16 protein-coding genes are annotated in these 13,842 nt (G+C 52.7%); 6 read left to right on the forward strand and 10 right to left on the reverse strand.

All coding sequences use genetic code 11. The features are described from left to right. Positions 1–9: 9 nt before the first annotated feature. The 4 genes from hisA to QWY82_RS01250 all read right to left on the reverse strand — a co-directional run bounded on the left by hisA (position 10) and on the right by QWY82_RS01250 (position 2,404). Complete coding sequence (gene hisA, locus QWY82_RS01235) at positions 10–744, reverse strand: 1-(5-phosphoribosyl)-5-[(5-phosphoribosylamino)methylideneamino]imidazole-4-carboxamide isomerase (protein WP_290259299.1); 735 nt, start codon at positions 742–744, stop codon at positions 10–12. Positions 745–775: 31 nt separating this feature from the next. Next, positions 776–1,426: an imidazole glycerol phosphate synthase subunit HisH gene (gene hisH, locus QWY82_RS01240; protein WP_290259300.1), complete on the reverse strand. Its 651-nt coding sequence runs from the start codon at positions 1,424–1,426 to the stop codon at positions 776–778. 2 nt (positions 1,427–1,428) lie between these two features. Beyond that, on the reverse strand, positions 1,429–2,022 hold the full coding sequence (hisB, locus tag QWY82_RS01245) for an imidazoleglycerol-phosphate dehydratase HisB (protein WP_290259301.1): 594 nt from the start codon (positions 2,020–2,022) through the stop codon (positions 1,429–1,431). A 67-nt stretch (positions 2,023–2,089) separates the two neighbouring features. Continuing rightward, complete coding sequence (locus tag QWY82_RS01250) at positions 2,090–2,404, reverse strand: STAS domain-containing protein (RefSeq protein ID WP_290259303.1); 315 nt, start codon at positions 2,402–2,404, stop codon at positions 2,090–2,092. A 175-nt stretch (positions 2,405–2,579) separates the two neighbouring features. On the opposite strand from QWY82_RS01250, the gene QWY82_RS01255 reads away from it, so the two are divergent. The 5 genes from QWY82_RS01255 to QWY82_RS01275 all read left to right on the forward strand — a co-directional run bounded on the left by QWY82_RS01255 (position 2,580) and on the right by QWY82_RS01275 (position 8,325). After that, entirely contained in the window at positions 2,580–2,870 is a 291-nt protein-coding gene (locus tag QWY82_RS01255) for a hypothetical protein (RefSeq protein ID WP_290259304.1), read from the forward strand. Positions 2,871–2,943: 73 nt separating this feature from the next. Next, a complete protein-coding gene (locus QWY82_RS01260) occupies positions 2,944–4,992 on the forward strand; it encodes a TonB-dependent receptor (protein WP_290259305.1) in 2,049 nt (682 codons plus the stop codon). Positions 4,993–5,187: 195 nt separating this feature from the next. Continuing rightward, positions 5,188–6,522, forward strand: a complete 1,335-nt coding sequence (locus tag QWY82_RS01265) for a glycosyltransferase family 4 protein (RefSeq protein WP_290259306.1) — start codon at positions 5,188–5,190, stop codon at positions 6,520–6,522. Then, the gene (locus QWY82_RS01270; RefSeq protein WP_290259307.1) at positions 6,509–7,222 is read left to right on the forward strand and encodes a class I SAM-dependent methyltransferase; all 714 of its coding nucleotides are present in this window, start codon (positions 6,509–6,511) and stop codon (positions 7,220–7,222) included. The genes QWY82_RS01265 and QWY82_RS01270 overlap by 14 nt, the downstream gene beginning before the upstream one ends. Continuing rightward, positions 7,219–8,325, forward strand: a complete 1,107-nt coding sequence (locus QWY82_RS01275; protein ID WP_290259308.1) for a prenyltransferase/squalene oxidase repeat-containing protein — start codon at positions 7,219–7,221, stop codon at positions 8,323–8,325. The genes QWY82_RS01270 and QWY82_RS01275 overlap by 4 nt, the downstream gene beginning before the upstream one ends. 3 nt (positions 8,326–8,328) lie before the next feature. Here QWY82_RS01275 and QWY82_RS01280 read toward each other — a convergent pair whose 3' ends face one another. Continuing rightward, a complete protein-coding gene (locus QWY82_RS01280) occupies positions 8,329–8,952 on the reverse strand; it encodes a class I SAM-dependent methyltransferase (protein ID WP_290259309.1) in 624 nt (207 codons plus the stop codon). Between the two features lie 128 nt (positions 8,953–9,080). On the opposite strand from QWY82_RS01280, the gene QWY82_RS01285 reads away from it, so the two are divergent. Then, positions 9,081–9,803: an acyltransferase gene (locus QWY82_RS01285; RefSeq protein ID WP_290259310.1), complete on the forward strand. Its 723-nt coding sequence runs from the start codon at positions 9,081–9,083 to the stop codon at positions 9,801–9,803. Positions 9,804–9,970: 167 nt separating this feature from the next. Here QWY82_RS01285 and QWY82_RS01290 read toward each other — a convergent pair whose 3' ends face one another. From QWY82_RS01290 to QWY82_RS01310, 5 genes are all read right to left on the reverse strand, one after another. After that, complete coding sequence (locus QWY82_RS01290) at positions 9,971–10,183, reverse strand: RNA-binding S4 domain-containing protein (RefSeq protein ID WP_290259312.1); 213 nt, start codon at positions 10,181–10,183, stop codon at positions 9,971–9,973. A 78-nt stretch (positions 10,184–10,261) separates the two neighbouring features. Then, the gene (locus QWY82_RS01295) at positions 10,262–10,762 is read right to left on the reverse strand and encodes a GNAT family N-acetyltransferase (RefSeq protein WP_290259314.1); all 501 of its coding nucleotides are present in this window, start codon (positions 10,760–10,762) and stop codon (positions 10,262–10,264) included. Positions 10,763–10,790: 28 nt separating this feature from the next. Continuing rightward, entirely contained in the window at positions 10,791–11,315 is a 525-nt protein-coding gene (locus QWY82_RS01300; protein ID WP_290259315.1) for a PliI family lysozyme inhibitor of I-type lysozyme, read from the reverse strand. A gap of 4 nt (positions 11,316–11,319) precedes the next feature. Further along, entirely contained in the window at positions 11,320–12,558 is a 1,239-nt protein-coding gene (locus QWY82_RS01305) for a UbiH/UbiF/VisC/COQ6 family ubiquinone biosynthesis hydroxylase (protein ID WP_290259316.1), read from the reverse strand. A gap of 53 nt (positions 12,559–12,611) precedes the next feature. After that, positions 12,612–13,835 (reverse strand): FAD-dependent monooxygenase, encoded by a 1,224-nt coding sequence (locus QWY82_RS01310; protein WP_290259317.1) that lies wholly within the window; start codon positions 13,833–13,835, stop codon positions 12,612–12,614. Between the last annotated feature and the right edge of the window lie 7 nt (positions 13,836–13,842).

The raw sequence follows: 13,842 nt of genomic DNA on the forward strand, positions 1-13,842 counted from the left end.
CAAAATAGATCAAGCATTATCATCGCAATAGCGTTGCGCTTCTGCCATGTTCAAGCTGCCTTCATAAATAGCCCGGCCGGTAATAGCGCCGCAAATGCCTTGCTTGGACACGGCATGTAAGGCCCGAATATCATCCATATTGGTGATGCCGCCCGAGGCGATGACAGGGATGGACGAGGCTTTTGCCATAGCCAAGGTTTGCTCGACATTCACACCCTGCATCATGCCATCGCGGGCAATATCGGTATAAATAATAGAGTCAACACCATCGGCTTCGAAGCGCTTGGCCAGATCCGTGGCCTTAACATTAGACACTTCGGCCCAACCGTCGGTTGCCACCAAACCATCCTTGGCATCTAAGCCAACAATAATATGCCCGGGAAATTGCTTACACATATCAGTAACAAACTGCGGCTCTTTCACCGCCTTGGTGCCGATGATGACGTAGTTAACGCCAGCGGCCAAATAAGCTTCAATGATCTCGGCGCTGCGGATGCCACCACCGATTTGAATGGGCAAGCTCGGGTAGGCCTTGGCAATGGCCGTTACGACGTCGCCGTTCACGGGCTTGCCTTCGAAGGCACCATTGAGATCGACCAAGTGCAAACGCCGACAACCCTGCTCCACCCACTGCGCCGCTACGGCCACAGGGTCATCGGAAAACACGGTGGAATCATCCATTAAACCTTGACGCAGGCGCACACACTGGCCGTCTTTAAGATCGATGGCGGGAATAATTAACATGAAATGTCCTAACTAAATGTGAGCAAAAAAATTACTGTTTGCCGTCCCACTGCACGAAATTGCGCAATAGCTGTAAGCCGGCGGTGTGGCTTTTCTCAGGGTGAAATTGCACCGCAAATAAGTTATCCCGCGCTAGGGCGACATCGCAATCGACGCCGTAATGACAATGACCAACCACTAGGCTTCTATCTTGCGCTTGCACATAATAGGAGTGCACAAAATAAAAGCGGGCGCCGTTATCTATGCCCGCCCAGAGCGGATGCGCCGCTTGTTGCACCTGGTTCCAGCCCATGTGCGGGACTTTCAAACGACTACCGTCAGCTTCCAACAGCGGCTCGCCAAAAAAGCGAACCCTGCCTTCAACTAGGCCAATACAATCGACGCCTGCGTTCTCTTCGCTATGGCTCATGAGGGCCTGCATACCCACACAGACACCCAACACCGGCTTGCCGCTTGCTACTTGAGCGCGCATCAATTGATCGAAACCTAACCGGCGTATCTCCGCCATGCAATCGCGAATGGCGCCGACACCGGGGAACACCACGCGATCGGCGCTGGCGACTAGCGCAGAATCGGCGGTAACAATCACATTGGAGTCAGGCGATACATGGGCTAAGGCACTCGATACGGAATGTAAATTACCCATACCGTAATCGATAACTGCAATGGTTTGCCTTGCCATGCTTACAAAGTGCCTTTGGTCGACGGCATTTGACCAGCCATTCTCGGGTCTAGCTCTAGCGCCATACGCAGCGCGCGGCCGAAGGCCTTAAACACCGTTTCAATCTGGTGGTGAGCGTTAAAGCCGCGCAAGGTGTCCACATGCAAAGTTACTTGCGCGTGATTTACAAAACCCTGGAAAAATTCCCAGAACAACTCAGTATCAAATTGACCGATGCGCTTTTGGGTAAACGGAATATCCATCACCAGCCCGGGCCGACCGGAAAAATCGATCACCACGCGGGACAGGGCTTCATCTAGGGGCACATAGGCGTGACCGTAGCGGCGAATACCCTTCTTATCACCCACAGCCTTGGCGATAGCCTGACCAATGGTAATGCCGATATCTTCCACCGAGTGGTGGTCATCGATATGGGTATCGCCCTTACAGGTAACGTCGAGATCGATCATGCCGTGGCGGGCAATTTGATCCATCATGTGCTCGAGGAAGGGCACGCCGGTATCAAATTTACCTTGGCCCTTGCCATCGAGATTGAGGCTCACAGAAATTTGTGTTTCCAGCGTATCGCGGCTGACTGTAGCGGTGCGCTCCACCATGGGACTCCAATGGCTGGTTTTCGGGAGCGGGGATTATATAGGCTGAGGCTTGGGCTGCCCAGCGCCACTAAAGCGCTTTGACAGTAAATATTTGATCGAAATTGGCATAACCCAGCACTTTATACACATCTGGATTGCAATGGGTGATTGAAAATTGCTCGAGATCGAGTTTAGCTTGGTCGCGCAAAATCAGTAATATGGCCATACCGGAGCTATCTATACCGGTGCAATCCTTAAGGTTCACTTCGCACTTGGTCAGGCCCCGCACATGAGGCATATAGGCTTGACGAAAATCGTGATGGGCGTTTAGACCCAATCGGCCCACGACTCTAATGACCAACTCGTGTTCAAACGGGCACTCTGCCGTTACTTCCGCTGTCATCTGATTCCTTGGCCTCACCGGCTTGTGCGAGGCATTTTGACTATGGGTATACATCAACTCATCTCCAATATTAGTCGCTTTAACCGCTAGCGCCAGCCGCAAAATCATCTAGCCATGGCCAAATGCGCTAGGCCGAATTAAACTATCGCCCTTTGTACCCAAACTGTAACGACCTATGTGGCGTCATCTCACCAGCATTAAGCACCTTAGGCTCGCCTTCTTGGCGCTTAGCTTATGTTTGGTGTTCGCTCAGGCGATTGAGACTCAACACGACCACCAAACTTTTCAAACCGACTGCTACCTATGCCAGCACTCACCGGCTCTGGCCTGTGGGGAAGAAGCGCCGTCACTCGACGCACCTGCCACTGACGCTTGGCAGGAAACAACACCCTATTTTCGCCACCACCGCCAACTAGAAAAGCGCGGTAAGCGCGATCCACCCGCCACTACTCCTGTCGCCGCGTAAAGCCACGCAAATCACTTATTTAGACATTATCGACAGCCAAGCCCTCGGGCCTTGGTTTTTGGAGTATTTCCGCATGATTAAGTTCCCCTTCATGGGCCAGCAATTGATGGCCAAGCAACGCTTAGCCACTACGTTACTTCTAGGCCTTAGCCTGACACCCTTGCCCCTATCGGCCGCCATTGAAGAGGTCATTATCACCGCCTCACCGCTGGCAAAAAATGGCGACACTTTGAGCCAACCAGCGGCGGTGCTAAGCGGCGACGAGCTGCGCCGCAAAGCCGCCAGCACCCTCGGCGACACCTTAAACGATCAACCCGGCATGAGCTCGGCCTCCTTCGGCCCAGGCGTCGGTGCCCCCGTTATTCGCGGCCAGAGCGCCAATCGCGTCAAGGTCATGCAAAACCAGCTCGGCACCATGGATGCCGCTAGCGCTAGCCCAGATCACGCTAACTCGGTAGAGCCGCTGCTGGCCGAGCGCATCGAGGTGCTACGCGGCCCCGCCACCTTGCGCTTCGGCAATGACGCTATCGGCGGCGTGGTCAATGTGATCGACAACAGCATTCCCAGTGCGCGCATAAACGGCGTGGAAGGCGCTATCGAGGCGCGCTACCAAAGCGTTAACCAGCAAAAGGTGGGGGTTGGCATGCTGGAAGGCGGCTCTGATCGCCTTGCCTGGCACCTAGATGGAGTCTGGCGCGAGAGCCAAAACGTCGATATTCCCGGCTATGCCCACGCCGAGGAGAGTCATGAATCGCCCGAGCTCGAGGAAGAAGAGCACAAAGGGATTATCGAAAACACCGACGCGCAAGCCGACTCTTTCAGTGCCGGGGCCAGCTGGTTTAACGACACCGGCTTTATCGGGCTCGCCATTAGCCAACTCAACAACAATTACGGTATCCCGCCCGGCGGTCACGAACACGAAGAAGAGGAGCCAGACCACGAAGAGGAGCCGGGCCACGAAGAGGAGGAGGCCTTGGTGCGCATCGACCTCACGCAAACCCGCTACGACCTAAAGGGCGAGCAAAACAACCTCGCTCCCTGGATCGAAAAACTGAGCTACCGCCTCGCCTATAACGATTACCAGCACATAGAGCTAGAGGGCGACGAAGCTGGCACCAAATTCCAAAATAAAGCTTGGGAAGGCCGTGCCGAGGTTATTCACACGGACTCCGGCGACCAACGCGGCGCCTTCGGCATCCAAGCCGGCACGCGGGACTTTGCCGCGATCGGCGATGAAGCCTTCATTCCGCGCTCGGATATCGATAATCTTGGCGCCTTTGTGCTTGAGGAGTTTAATCGCAGTAACTGGGTGTTCGAACTGGGTGCACGCGCCGAATACAATGCCATAGCCCCCGACGACCAAAGCAAGCGCAGCTTTAACACCTACAGCCTTTCGGGCGCGGCCCACTGGCACATAAACGATGCCCAACACTTAACCTTTAGCTTGGCGAGAGCGCAGCGTGCGCCATCGGTAGAGGAGCTGTTTTCCTTAGGCGCACACCTTGCCGAACAAAATTACGTAGAGGGTAACGCCGACTTGAAACCGGAAACCAGCCTCAACACGGAGATTGGCTACCACTACGAGGGCCCGGTTCACCTCGAGCTCAATCTGTTCAACAACGCCATCGACAACTTTATCTACAAAGCCAACACCGGCGCGGTGATAGACGAGTTACCAGTCTACGCCTACGTGCAAGACGCAACCCGGTTTTACGGCGCGGAAATACAACTGACCCTGCCACTCAACAGCCAATGGCAACTGCAAGGCTTTGTCGATGCGGTGCGCGCCAAGTTCGATAAGGGCGGCGATGTGCCGCGTATTAACCCACCAAGAGCCGGCATTAGCCTGAGTTACGAGGACGATCAATGGCAGCTCGACATGCGCGCCACCGCCGTGAGCGAACAAAAGCACCCAGGCGAAGGCGAGTTTGCGGTAGACGGCTATAACCGCCTCGATCTCAGCGCCAGTCGCAATCTGAATTTGGGTGAACAAGAGATTTTGCTGTTTATTAAAGGCAATAACCTGAGCAACGCCGAGATCCGCAATGCCAGCTCGTTCTTGCGAGCTTATGCGCCGGAACCCGGTCGCTCTGTTGAACTAGGCGCCCGCCTTTCCTTCTAAAACCAGCCACCAAGGCGCGGACACTTAGGCGGCAACAGAGCTTTCAGCTCTGGACGTCACGGCTTAGCGGGTCAAATGACCCCTAAGTCGTCCTTCTAGGTTGGCGCGCACTGACCCGCTCTCTATAATTAGTCATCATTGGCTCAGCCAGCGTTTCCCTATAACCTCTCCGGACACCATTGCCGATACCGCGTTATGAATGCAAAAACACTGGCTCAACCCCAAATAGACTCAGCTCAAGCCTTAGCCAGCGACGGCCAACCCAGTTTGCGCATTTGCCTGCTGGGCTATCGCTCGCACCCTTTTGTCGGCGGCCAGGGCATCTATCTACATTATTTAAGCAAAGCGCTGTTAGCACTAGGCCATCAAGTGGATGTCATTTCAGGCCCGCCCTACCCGGAAGTCATCAGCGGCGTAAACCTGATTAAACTGCCCAGCCTAGACTTGTTCGCGGTCGACGACCCAACGCGGGCGCTAAGACTGAGACATTTAACCAGTTACACCGATACCTTCGAGTGGTGCAGCAAGCTCACCGGCGGCTTCGCCGAGCCCTATACCTTTGGTCGGCGGGTGGCGAAATATTTAAAACGCCACGGTCACAATTACGACATAGTGCACGACAATCAATGCCTAGCTTGGGGCCTACTCGATATTCAAAAGCGCGGTTTACCGGTAGTCGCCACCGTGCACCACCCCATCACCCGCGATTTAGAAATTAAACTCGCCGCCGAAGATAACTGGGGCATGCGCTTACTGATCAAGCGCTGGCACTATTTCTTAAAAATGCAAAAACGGGTAGTGCAAAAACTTGCGCACATAGTCACCGTGTCGGAACAGTCGCGGCAAGATATTGCACAAGCCTTTCAGCGCCCCTTGGCCAGTATTGATTTGATGCACAACGGCATAGACACGGAAGTATTTAAGCCAAACCCGGACATCGCGAAGCAAGCCTATAAAGTGATTAGCACCGCATCCGCCGATCAACCGCTCAAAGGTTTACGATTTTTATTACAAGCTATCGCCAACTTAAAAGCACACTACCCAGACATTTCACTCACCGTTATCGGCAAACTCCATGCCGGTGGCGAAACAGAAAAGTTATTGCAAAAGCTGGCGCTAGAACAGCAGGTAACATTTATCTCCGGCATCACTACCGCAGAACTGGTCGATCAATACAACAGCGCGCAAGTTGCCGTGGTGCCATCGCTCTATGAAGGCTTTGGTTTACCCGCGGGCGAGGCCATGGCCTGTGCACTGCCTTTGGTAGCTACCGATGGCGGCGCCATTCCCGAAGTGGTCGGCGATGCTGCCCTAAGCGTGCCGGCCGGCGATGCTATGGCCATTAGCCAAGCCTTGTCGCAACTGTTCGACAAGCCAGCCTTGCGCCAGATGTTGAGCGAAAAAGCGCGCAAACGCATCGAGGAAAATTTCAGCTGGCACAAGGTAGCCACCGAATTAACCGCCTACTATCGACATATTCTCAAGCCCGCCGATGCGGCGCAAAAGGTTAAGCGTCATGCTCACCGTTGATTTTAAACATTTTCCGCTCAAAGACGGCGACCGCCTTTTGGATCTAGGTTGCGGCGAGGGCCGACACGCAATTAACGCTTACATAGCAGGCAACATCGATGTTTTTGCAGTTGATTTGAACCCCAGCGATTTGGCCATAGCACAACAACGGCAACAACCTTTCGCCGAAAAGTCGAACGCCAAAAGCTTTCATTTACAATGCGCCGACGCACTAAAACTGCCCTTTCCCGATCACTGCTTTGACAAAATCATTTGCAGCGAAGTGCTCGAACACCTGCCCGACTACCAAGGTGCGCTTACCGAGATTCAACGCATTTTAAAACCTGGCGGCACCCTTGCCATCAGCGTACCGCGCGCCTGGCCGGAAAAAATTTGCTGGAAGCTAAGCAGCGCCTACCACCAAGTTGAAGGTGGCCATCTGCGCATATTTAATAGCCAAACTCTCAATCGCGAAATTGAGCAGTTCGGCTTTAAACGCTACCAACGCCATTGGGCGCACGCGCTGCACTCGCCTTTTTGGTGGCTCAAGTGCGCGCTCTGGAACCAGCAAGAGCAGTCGCGCTTAATTCGCGGCTATCACAAACTACTGGTCTGGGACTTAATGCAAAAACCGTGGCTGACCCAAACCTTAGAAAAGTTATTGAACCCCATCATGGGAAAAAGTGTGGTGATGTATTACCACACAGAGGACACAGTGTGACATCGCTATTATTACAAAAAGGCCGCTACCCGAAAGCGCTACTGCAACCGACTGTAGACTACATACTCAAACAGCAATTTGAAGATGGTTGCATTCCCTGGTACCGCGGCGACAAAGCAGACCCCTGGGATCACACAGAAGCCGCCATGGGGCTATCAATTGCCGGTGAATTTGCCGCGGCCGAAAGAGCCTATCAATGGTTAGCCAATCAACAATTAGACGACGGCAGCTGGTGGAACCACTACAAAAATAACCAACCCGTGTGCAAAGAGAAGCGCGAAACCAACTTCGTCGCCTACGTGGCAACCGGTATTTGGCACCATTACCTGATTACCGAAAACCGCGATTTCCTCGCCTTACATTGGCCCATGGTGGCCGAAGCCATCGAGTTTGTGCTGCGCTACCAAAGCGAGCAAGGCGAAATTGATTGGGCCGTGGATGAACAAGGCAATGGCTTAGGCGACGCACTCATCACCGCCAATAGCTCTATAGCCAAGAGCCTTGAGTGCGCCATTAATATTGCCCATACCCTCGGACAAGCAACCGAGCGCTGGAGCGCCGCGCGGTCCAACATTGTTGCCTGCTTAAAGCATAAGCCCGAGCGTTTCGATCGCACCTGGGAGAGCAAAGCCCGTTATTCCATGGACTGGTTTTACCCAGTACTCACCGGTGTCATTACCGGCGAAGATGCCGTGGCACGCATCGATAGTCGCTGGCACGAATTCGTGGAAAAGGGTTTAGGTTGCCGCTGCGTAACCGATGAACCTTGGGTCACCATCGCCGAAAGTTGCGAGCTAACTATGGCATTGTTGGCCATTAACGATCACGCCCGCGCAGTTAATTTATACAGCTGGCTACACCAATTTTTAGATGCCGACGGCGGCTATTGGATGGGTTATCAATTTCGCGACAAGGTGGTGTGGCCGGAAGAAAAAACTACCTGGACCAGTGGTGCCATTTTACTTGCCGCCGATGCACTCACTGAACACACAGCCGCGGCAAAATTGTTCATCGAACATAACGACATTCACACCGCCGTTGATTCGCTAAACATGCCACGCAAAAATCAACGCAGCGCAGCCAATGGGCTGCGCATTGACTAGAGCTTAGAGCCTGCGCAAGACACCCAAGGTGTTTATGGTCGGCAGCTGTTCGAATAAGCCAGAGGCCAGCGCCAATTTATAAATATCATAGGGCGCTTGGCCGCCGTCTTCCGGGTTGGGAAAAATGTCATGGATAAGCAGCAAGCCGCCAGGCATCACGTGACTTGCCCAACTGCGGTAATCAGACAAAGCCGTTGCCAGCGCGTGGCCACCATCGATAAACACCAGCGCCAAGGGCGTTGCCCAATGCCTGCCGGCAACGGCTGAAGAGGCAACGATGGGCACCACCGTATCTTCCAACTTTGCTCGGCTTAAGGTATCTCGAAAAGTTCGAAAGCTATCCATCTTTTTGACCTGACCATCGTACAACTCGGGATCGTGGTACTCCTCGCCCAGTTGATGCTCCTCAGAGCCGCGATGGTGATCAACCGCGAACAAAGTTTGTTGATTAGCCTGGCAGGCGGCAGCTAAATACACAGTCGATTTTCCACAGTAGGAACCCACTTCTAAGCAGGGACCCATTGCACTTGCAGTGAGAGCTAGTTGATAAAGCCCTTCGCCTTCGTCGTCGGCCAAGAAGCCTTTTACCGATTGGATATTGAAATCACTGCTGTGTATTAAGTGCATAGAAAACTCAAAGCCGGCTGTTTATCGTCGCGGTAGTTTACAGCATTCAGATAGGAGAAAAACAACAAGTTACCGCGATTCTTGCCACTTTGCTGTAAACTAAAGCCAAACCCGAACAGACCTAAGTTATGCGGAAAAATAACAGACCCTACGCACTTAAATGGCTGAGCAACGCGATCAATCGCCGCTACACCAAGCGCTTTCTCGAACCTCAGTTCGATCATTGTGGCGATGGATTACAAGCCATTTCACCTTGGTCAATCAGTGTTTTCGGAGCAGGTATAAAGCTCGGTCGCTGCACCCATATCATTTCCGCACGCAGCAATCCTGTGCAGTTGACTTGCTGGTCAGGTAAACAGGGGGCAGGTGAAATTCATATCGGCGATTTTGTGTTAATTTCGCCGGGCGTACGCATCTCGTCCAATATATCTATTCACATTGGCGACAGCTGCATGCTAGCTGCGAATGTCTATATTTCCGATAGCGATTGGCACGGCCTCTATAATAGAACCCGGCCATTCCGCTGCAGCAAGCCGGTGTCGTTAGGGCGAAACGTTTGGATTGGCGATAGCGCCATTATTTGTAAAGGCGTTAATATTGGGGACAATAGCGTGGTTGGCGCGGGTTCCGTAGTCACAAAAGATGTACCGGCAAATACCGTGGTTGCCGGCAATCCGGCAAAACCGGTGAAACATCTAAACCCAAATCGAAAAATGCTCACCCGCGAAACGCTGTTTGCCGACACCGAACACTATTATCAGAACCAGGCGCAATTAGATAAATACGTCCTCGGCAACAACGGCTGGTTCAATTGGTTGAGATCGGTATTATTCCCCAATAAAAACGATTAGTGCAAAACAGCTAACAGCTAACAGCTAACAGCTAACAGCTAACAGCTAACAGCTAACAGCTAACAGCTAACAGCTACAATAAAAACAGGGCTACGAAAAATTGTACACACGATATTTTCGTCACCTGTCTCCATGCATACTACTATAAAGATCTAACAACCAAGAAACTAACCAAGCACAATACGCAGTTCATCGCCATCCACAGACAATAGATCACCGGCGTTAATTTGCCGACGTTTTCGTGTCTCCACCTCGCCGTTCACCAATACGGCTCCATCGGCAACCATCATCTTCGCCTCCGCACCACTCGACGCGATACCCTCGAACTTCAGTATTTTATAAAGTTCTACCGGTTGTTTGGTAATCAATACATCTCTCATTGCCTATCCTCAAAACTCACTGGCTAAAATCCAGTCGAGCATTAAAACCCATATCAAATACACAGCTCAGTACCTATGCTAGAGCTTCTTTTGTAAAAAAACGGCTTGGCCCATTTTTGGATCAAGCTCGTACTGTCGATAGCCCATCGCAGCATACAGGGCTCCGGCTTGCTGATTACCGGTTAACACCTCGAGCGTCAGCTTGCAGCACTGACGCGCGCGGGCATGGGCTTCCATTGCTTGCATCAGCTGGGTCGCCACGCCCTTGCCGCGGGCAACGCTCAGCACCGCCAAGTCATGAATATTAATCAAGCGCTTGGCCGCGAAGGTAGAAACAGTTTCAAAACCATTAATAAGCCCCACGGCCTCGGCGTCGACGAACGCGATAAAACTCACTGCGTGCTGCGTTGCGCGCAACAGCACCGGCAACTCGGCACGGACATGATCAGCTAAGGCTTCACCACCGCCCATGGGGTCGCGAGCATAAGCGTCGAGCAGATTTAACACATGATGCATTTGCTCGGCATCTGCGTAATCCACCCTTTGGATGGTGCAGTTGGTCGTTTGGCTAGGGTTCATTTTGATAATTCACCTATTGGATGACACATCACTGCTCGGCTGCCTGAGTGTCGACCGGCAGTGGCGTATTTTCAGTTTCCGGTTCCAGTGCGTTCAATACTTTAATTTGGGTTTTTAACGCGGCATTCACATCCGCGCCAGCGGCCAAACCTTCGACGATGGCAATTGAACTTAACTTGTCATCAATAAATCGCCAAGCGTGCGCGGTTAAATAACTACCACTGCCAGCATTCTCAAACACCACCACGAGATCCAGTTGATCATCGTCGTCAATATCCACCAAACCGGCCTGCTTTAAAAAGCCGTCGCGCGCAAAAATCAGCCCGGTAATAAAGAAATCCCGAGAATTCGATTCATCTCTGTTCTGGTATATCCGAACACTATAGCTACCCATGCTTTTGGGTTCACCACGGCCCTCCTCAACCACAACGCTGACGCCCTCACCCCACACCAAAAATTTTTCGCTGTTAAGCTCAACTTGGGCAAAGTCATCTGACTCACAAGCCATAAGCAAGCTGCTGAGCAACAGTACCCATGCAAAACCCATTTTCATCGACTTATCCCCCAAGTACTTTATTCACAAGTGCATTTTTTAGCAGTGACTGACGATCAACCTGACGCACGCCTTCATTTCTCAACCAGCGCAATAAGATAGAGTCCGAGGCGAATAATTGCTTAAAACCTTCCATACCTAACATCATCATTAAATTCTCTGCCTTGCGCGCACGCTGATATCGGCGCAGGGTCGCCATGTGGGCAACGGGTAAACCGCGCTGCAGCGCTCGATCGAGCTCGGCCACTAGGGCTAACGCATCTTTGATACCGATATTAACGCCTTGACCTGCGAGCGGGTGAATAGTGTGCGCCGCATCGCCCAACAGTGCCAAGCCCGGCACAACATAATCCAGCGCGTGACGCTGCCGCAACGGAATACAAAAGCGCTTATCAATGCTTAGCACTTGACCAAGACAAGCTTCCGAGCGACGGGTTAATTGCGCACAAAAGGCATCATCGCTTAGACCCATTAATGCCTGTGCTTTTTCAGTTTCAATAGACCAGACAATGGAGCAGTGAAATTCATCTTGCTCGGCCCTGGCGGCTTGCTGCAAAGGCAGAAAGGCCAAGGGCCCATCCATCATAAAGCGCTGTCGCGCGACAAAGCCATGGGGTTTTTCCGTGGTTATCGTCGCGACAATGGCGCTGTGGCCGTAGTCCCATTCGCGCGTTGCCATCTGCGCCAAACTTCGCATTTGCGAGTGAGCGCCATCGGCGGCCAACACCAGCAGGCTTTGGATCATTTGACCAGACGCCAAGGTTAATTGTGTAGGCGCGAAAGTTTCGTCGCCGGTCATTGTGGGTGGCGTAAATTGCTCGACCTTCTCACCCAACAGCAACGAGATGTTGGGGGCGTAACTCATCGCTTGCTGCAGGTGACTCACCAATAAAGAATTCTCGACAATAAAGCCGAGTTGCTTTTGCTGTGAGGCCTGGGCATCGAAATGAATGCGCCCTGTGCCCTCGGCATCCCACACGTCCATTTCGCGATAGGCGCATACGCGCTGCGCCTGCAACTTTGACCAAATACCCACGCCCTCTAACGCCGACACAGAGGTTTGGGTGAGTGCGACCACGCGAGGATCGAAAACTGAAGCATCAAATACCGTGAGTGTGTCTGCAGCCTCTATGACCGCAATGCGCAACTGCGGGTGCTGCCGCGTTATCAGCAAGGCCACCAAGGCGCCCACTAAACCCGCACCAACCACGACGATATCAAAAGCGTTAGATTTGTCAGTCATGAAGCTTGGCCTTGTAACAATGATCAAATATTGCGAAAAAAATCATGGCGTCACTAGGCTCGCCCCATCGACTGATTGGCGAGCCATTGTTTTGCCAATGGTAAGTTATTCAACAACATCATGGCCGACTGGCGAGGAATAAAGTGCAGCCAATGATCACTGCTAAACCAATTCACCAACTGATGACTGTACTGCGTGGTTAACCATTGATCGGTGCCGCGCTTAGCCTGGTAGTCGAGCAAGTCGGACAATTGCCCTAATGCGTCTAATCCGTTTTGCTGAACACTTTGCTCGATAGTCTCCACTAGAGCCACCGTATCGCGCACTGATAAATTAAACCCTTGGCCGGCAACTGGGTGAAGAAAATGCGCCGCGTTACCCAGCAATACTAAATGCGCACGCACCTGTTCCTGCGCTTCAACGAGGGCCAGAGGATAAACGTCGCGCTTGCTAAGTGCGACAAAATTACCGAGCCGATCACCAAATCGACGCTGTGCCTGAACAAGAAATTCCGCATCGGGCAAGTCGGCCAGATGTTGATCCTGAGCCTTTAAGGTCCACACCAGCGCCATAACCTGCGGGTCGGCCAATGGCAACATCGCCATGGGTCCATCAGCGGTAAAACGCTCGTAGGCAACGCCCTGGTGATGTTTTTCACAGCGCAGGTTGGCAATCACGGCACTTTGCAAATACTCAGTGCGCGAGGAGGCAATACCCAGCTGCTTTTTTAATGTATCGCTGGCGCCGTCGGCCAAAATTAATAGCCGCGTGGCAAAGGTTTGTTCGCTGCTCGCTAGGCGATATCCACCGGCGATTGCCGCCACTCGCTCAACCCCAATGGGTGCGATGCGGGCGATCGTCGACTGCGCTAGCTGCGTCATTAAACATTGGCCCAGCGCGGCATTGGGCACAACCAAACCCAATTGCTCAAGCGCCAACTTTTCTGCGCTGAAGCCTGTACCCGACCAATGCCCCTTATCCGACACCTGCACCCTGTTAATTTTTCCGCTCACGGCTTGCAGTTGTTGCGATAAATTTAATTCCGCCAAGGCCTCTAGGCTGCCCGCAGCCAGTGCAGTGGCGCGCTGATCAAAGCTAGGCTGAAACGGTTCTGGCCGCGGCGCCAAAGCATACTGATCAAATAATGCGATGCTTAGAGACGGCAACCTTTTGGCCAGCAACAAGGCTGCCGTGATGCCGACCATGCCCGCGCCGACAATCGCGATATCGAAATCAAAGCTGCCATTGTCTTGGGACTTAACCGCACTCACTGTCATTGCCATT

It is taken from the genome of Simiduia curdlanivorans (assembly GCF_030409605.1).
In the GTDB taxonomy this organism is placed as follows: Bacteria; Pseudomonadota; Gammaproteobacteria; order Pseudomonadales; family Cellvibrionaceae; genus Simiduia; species Simiduia curdlanivorans.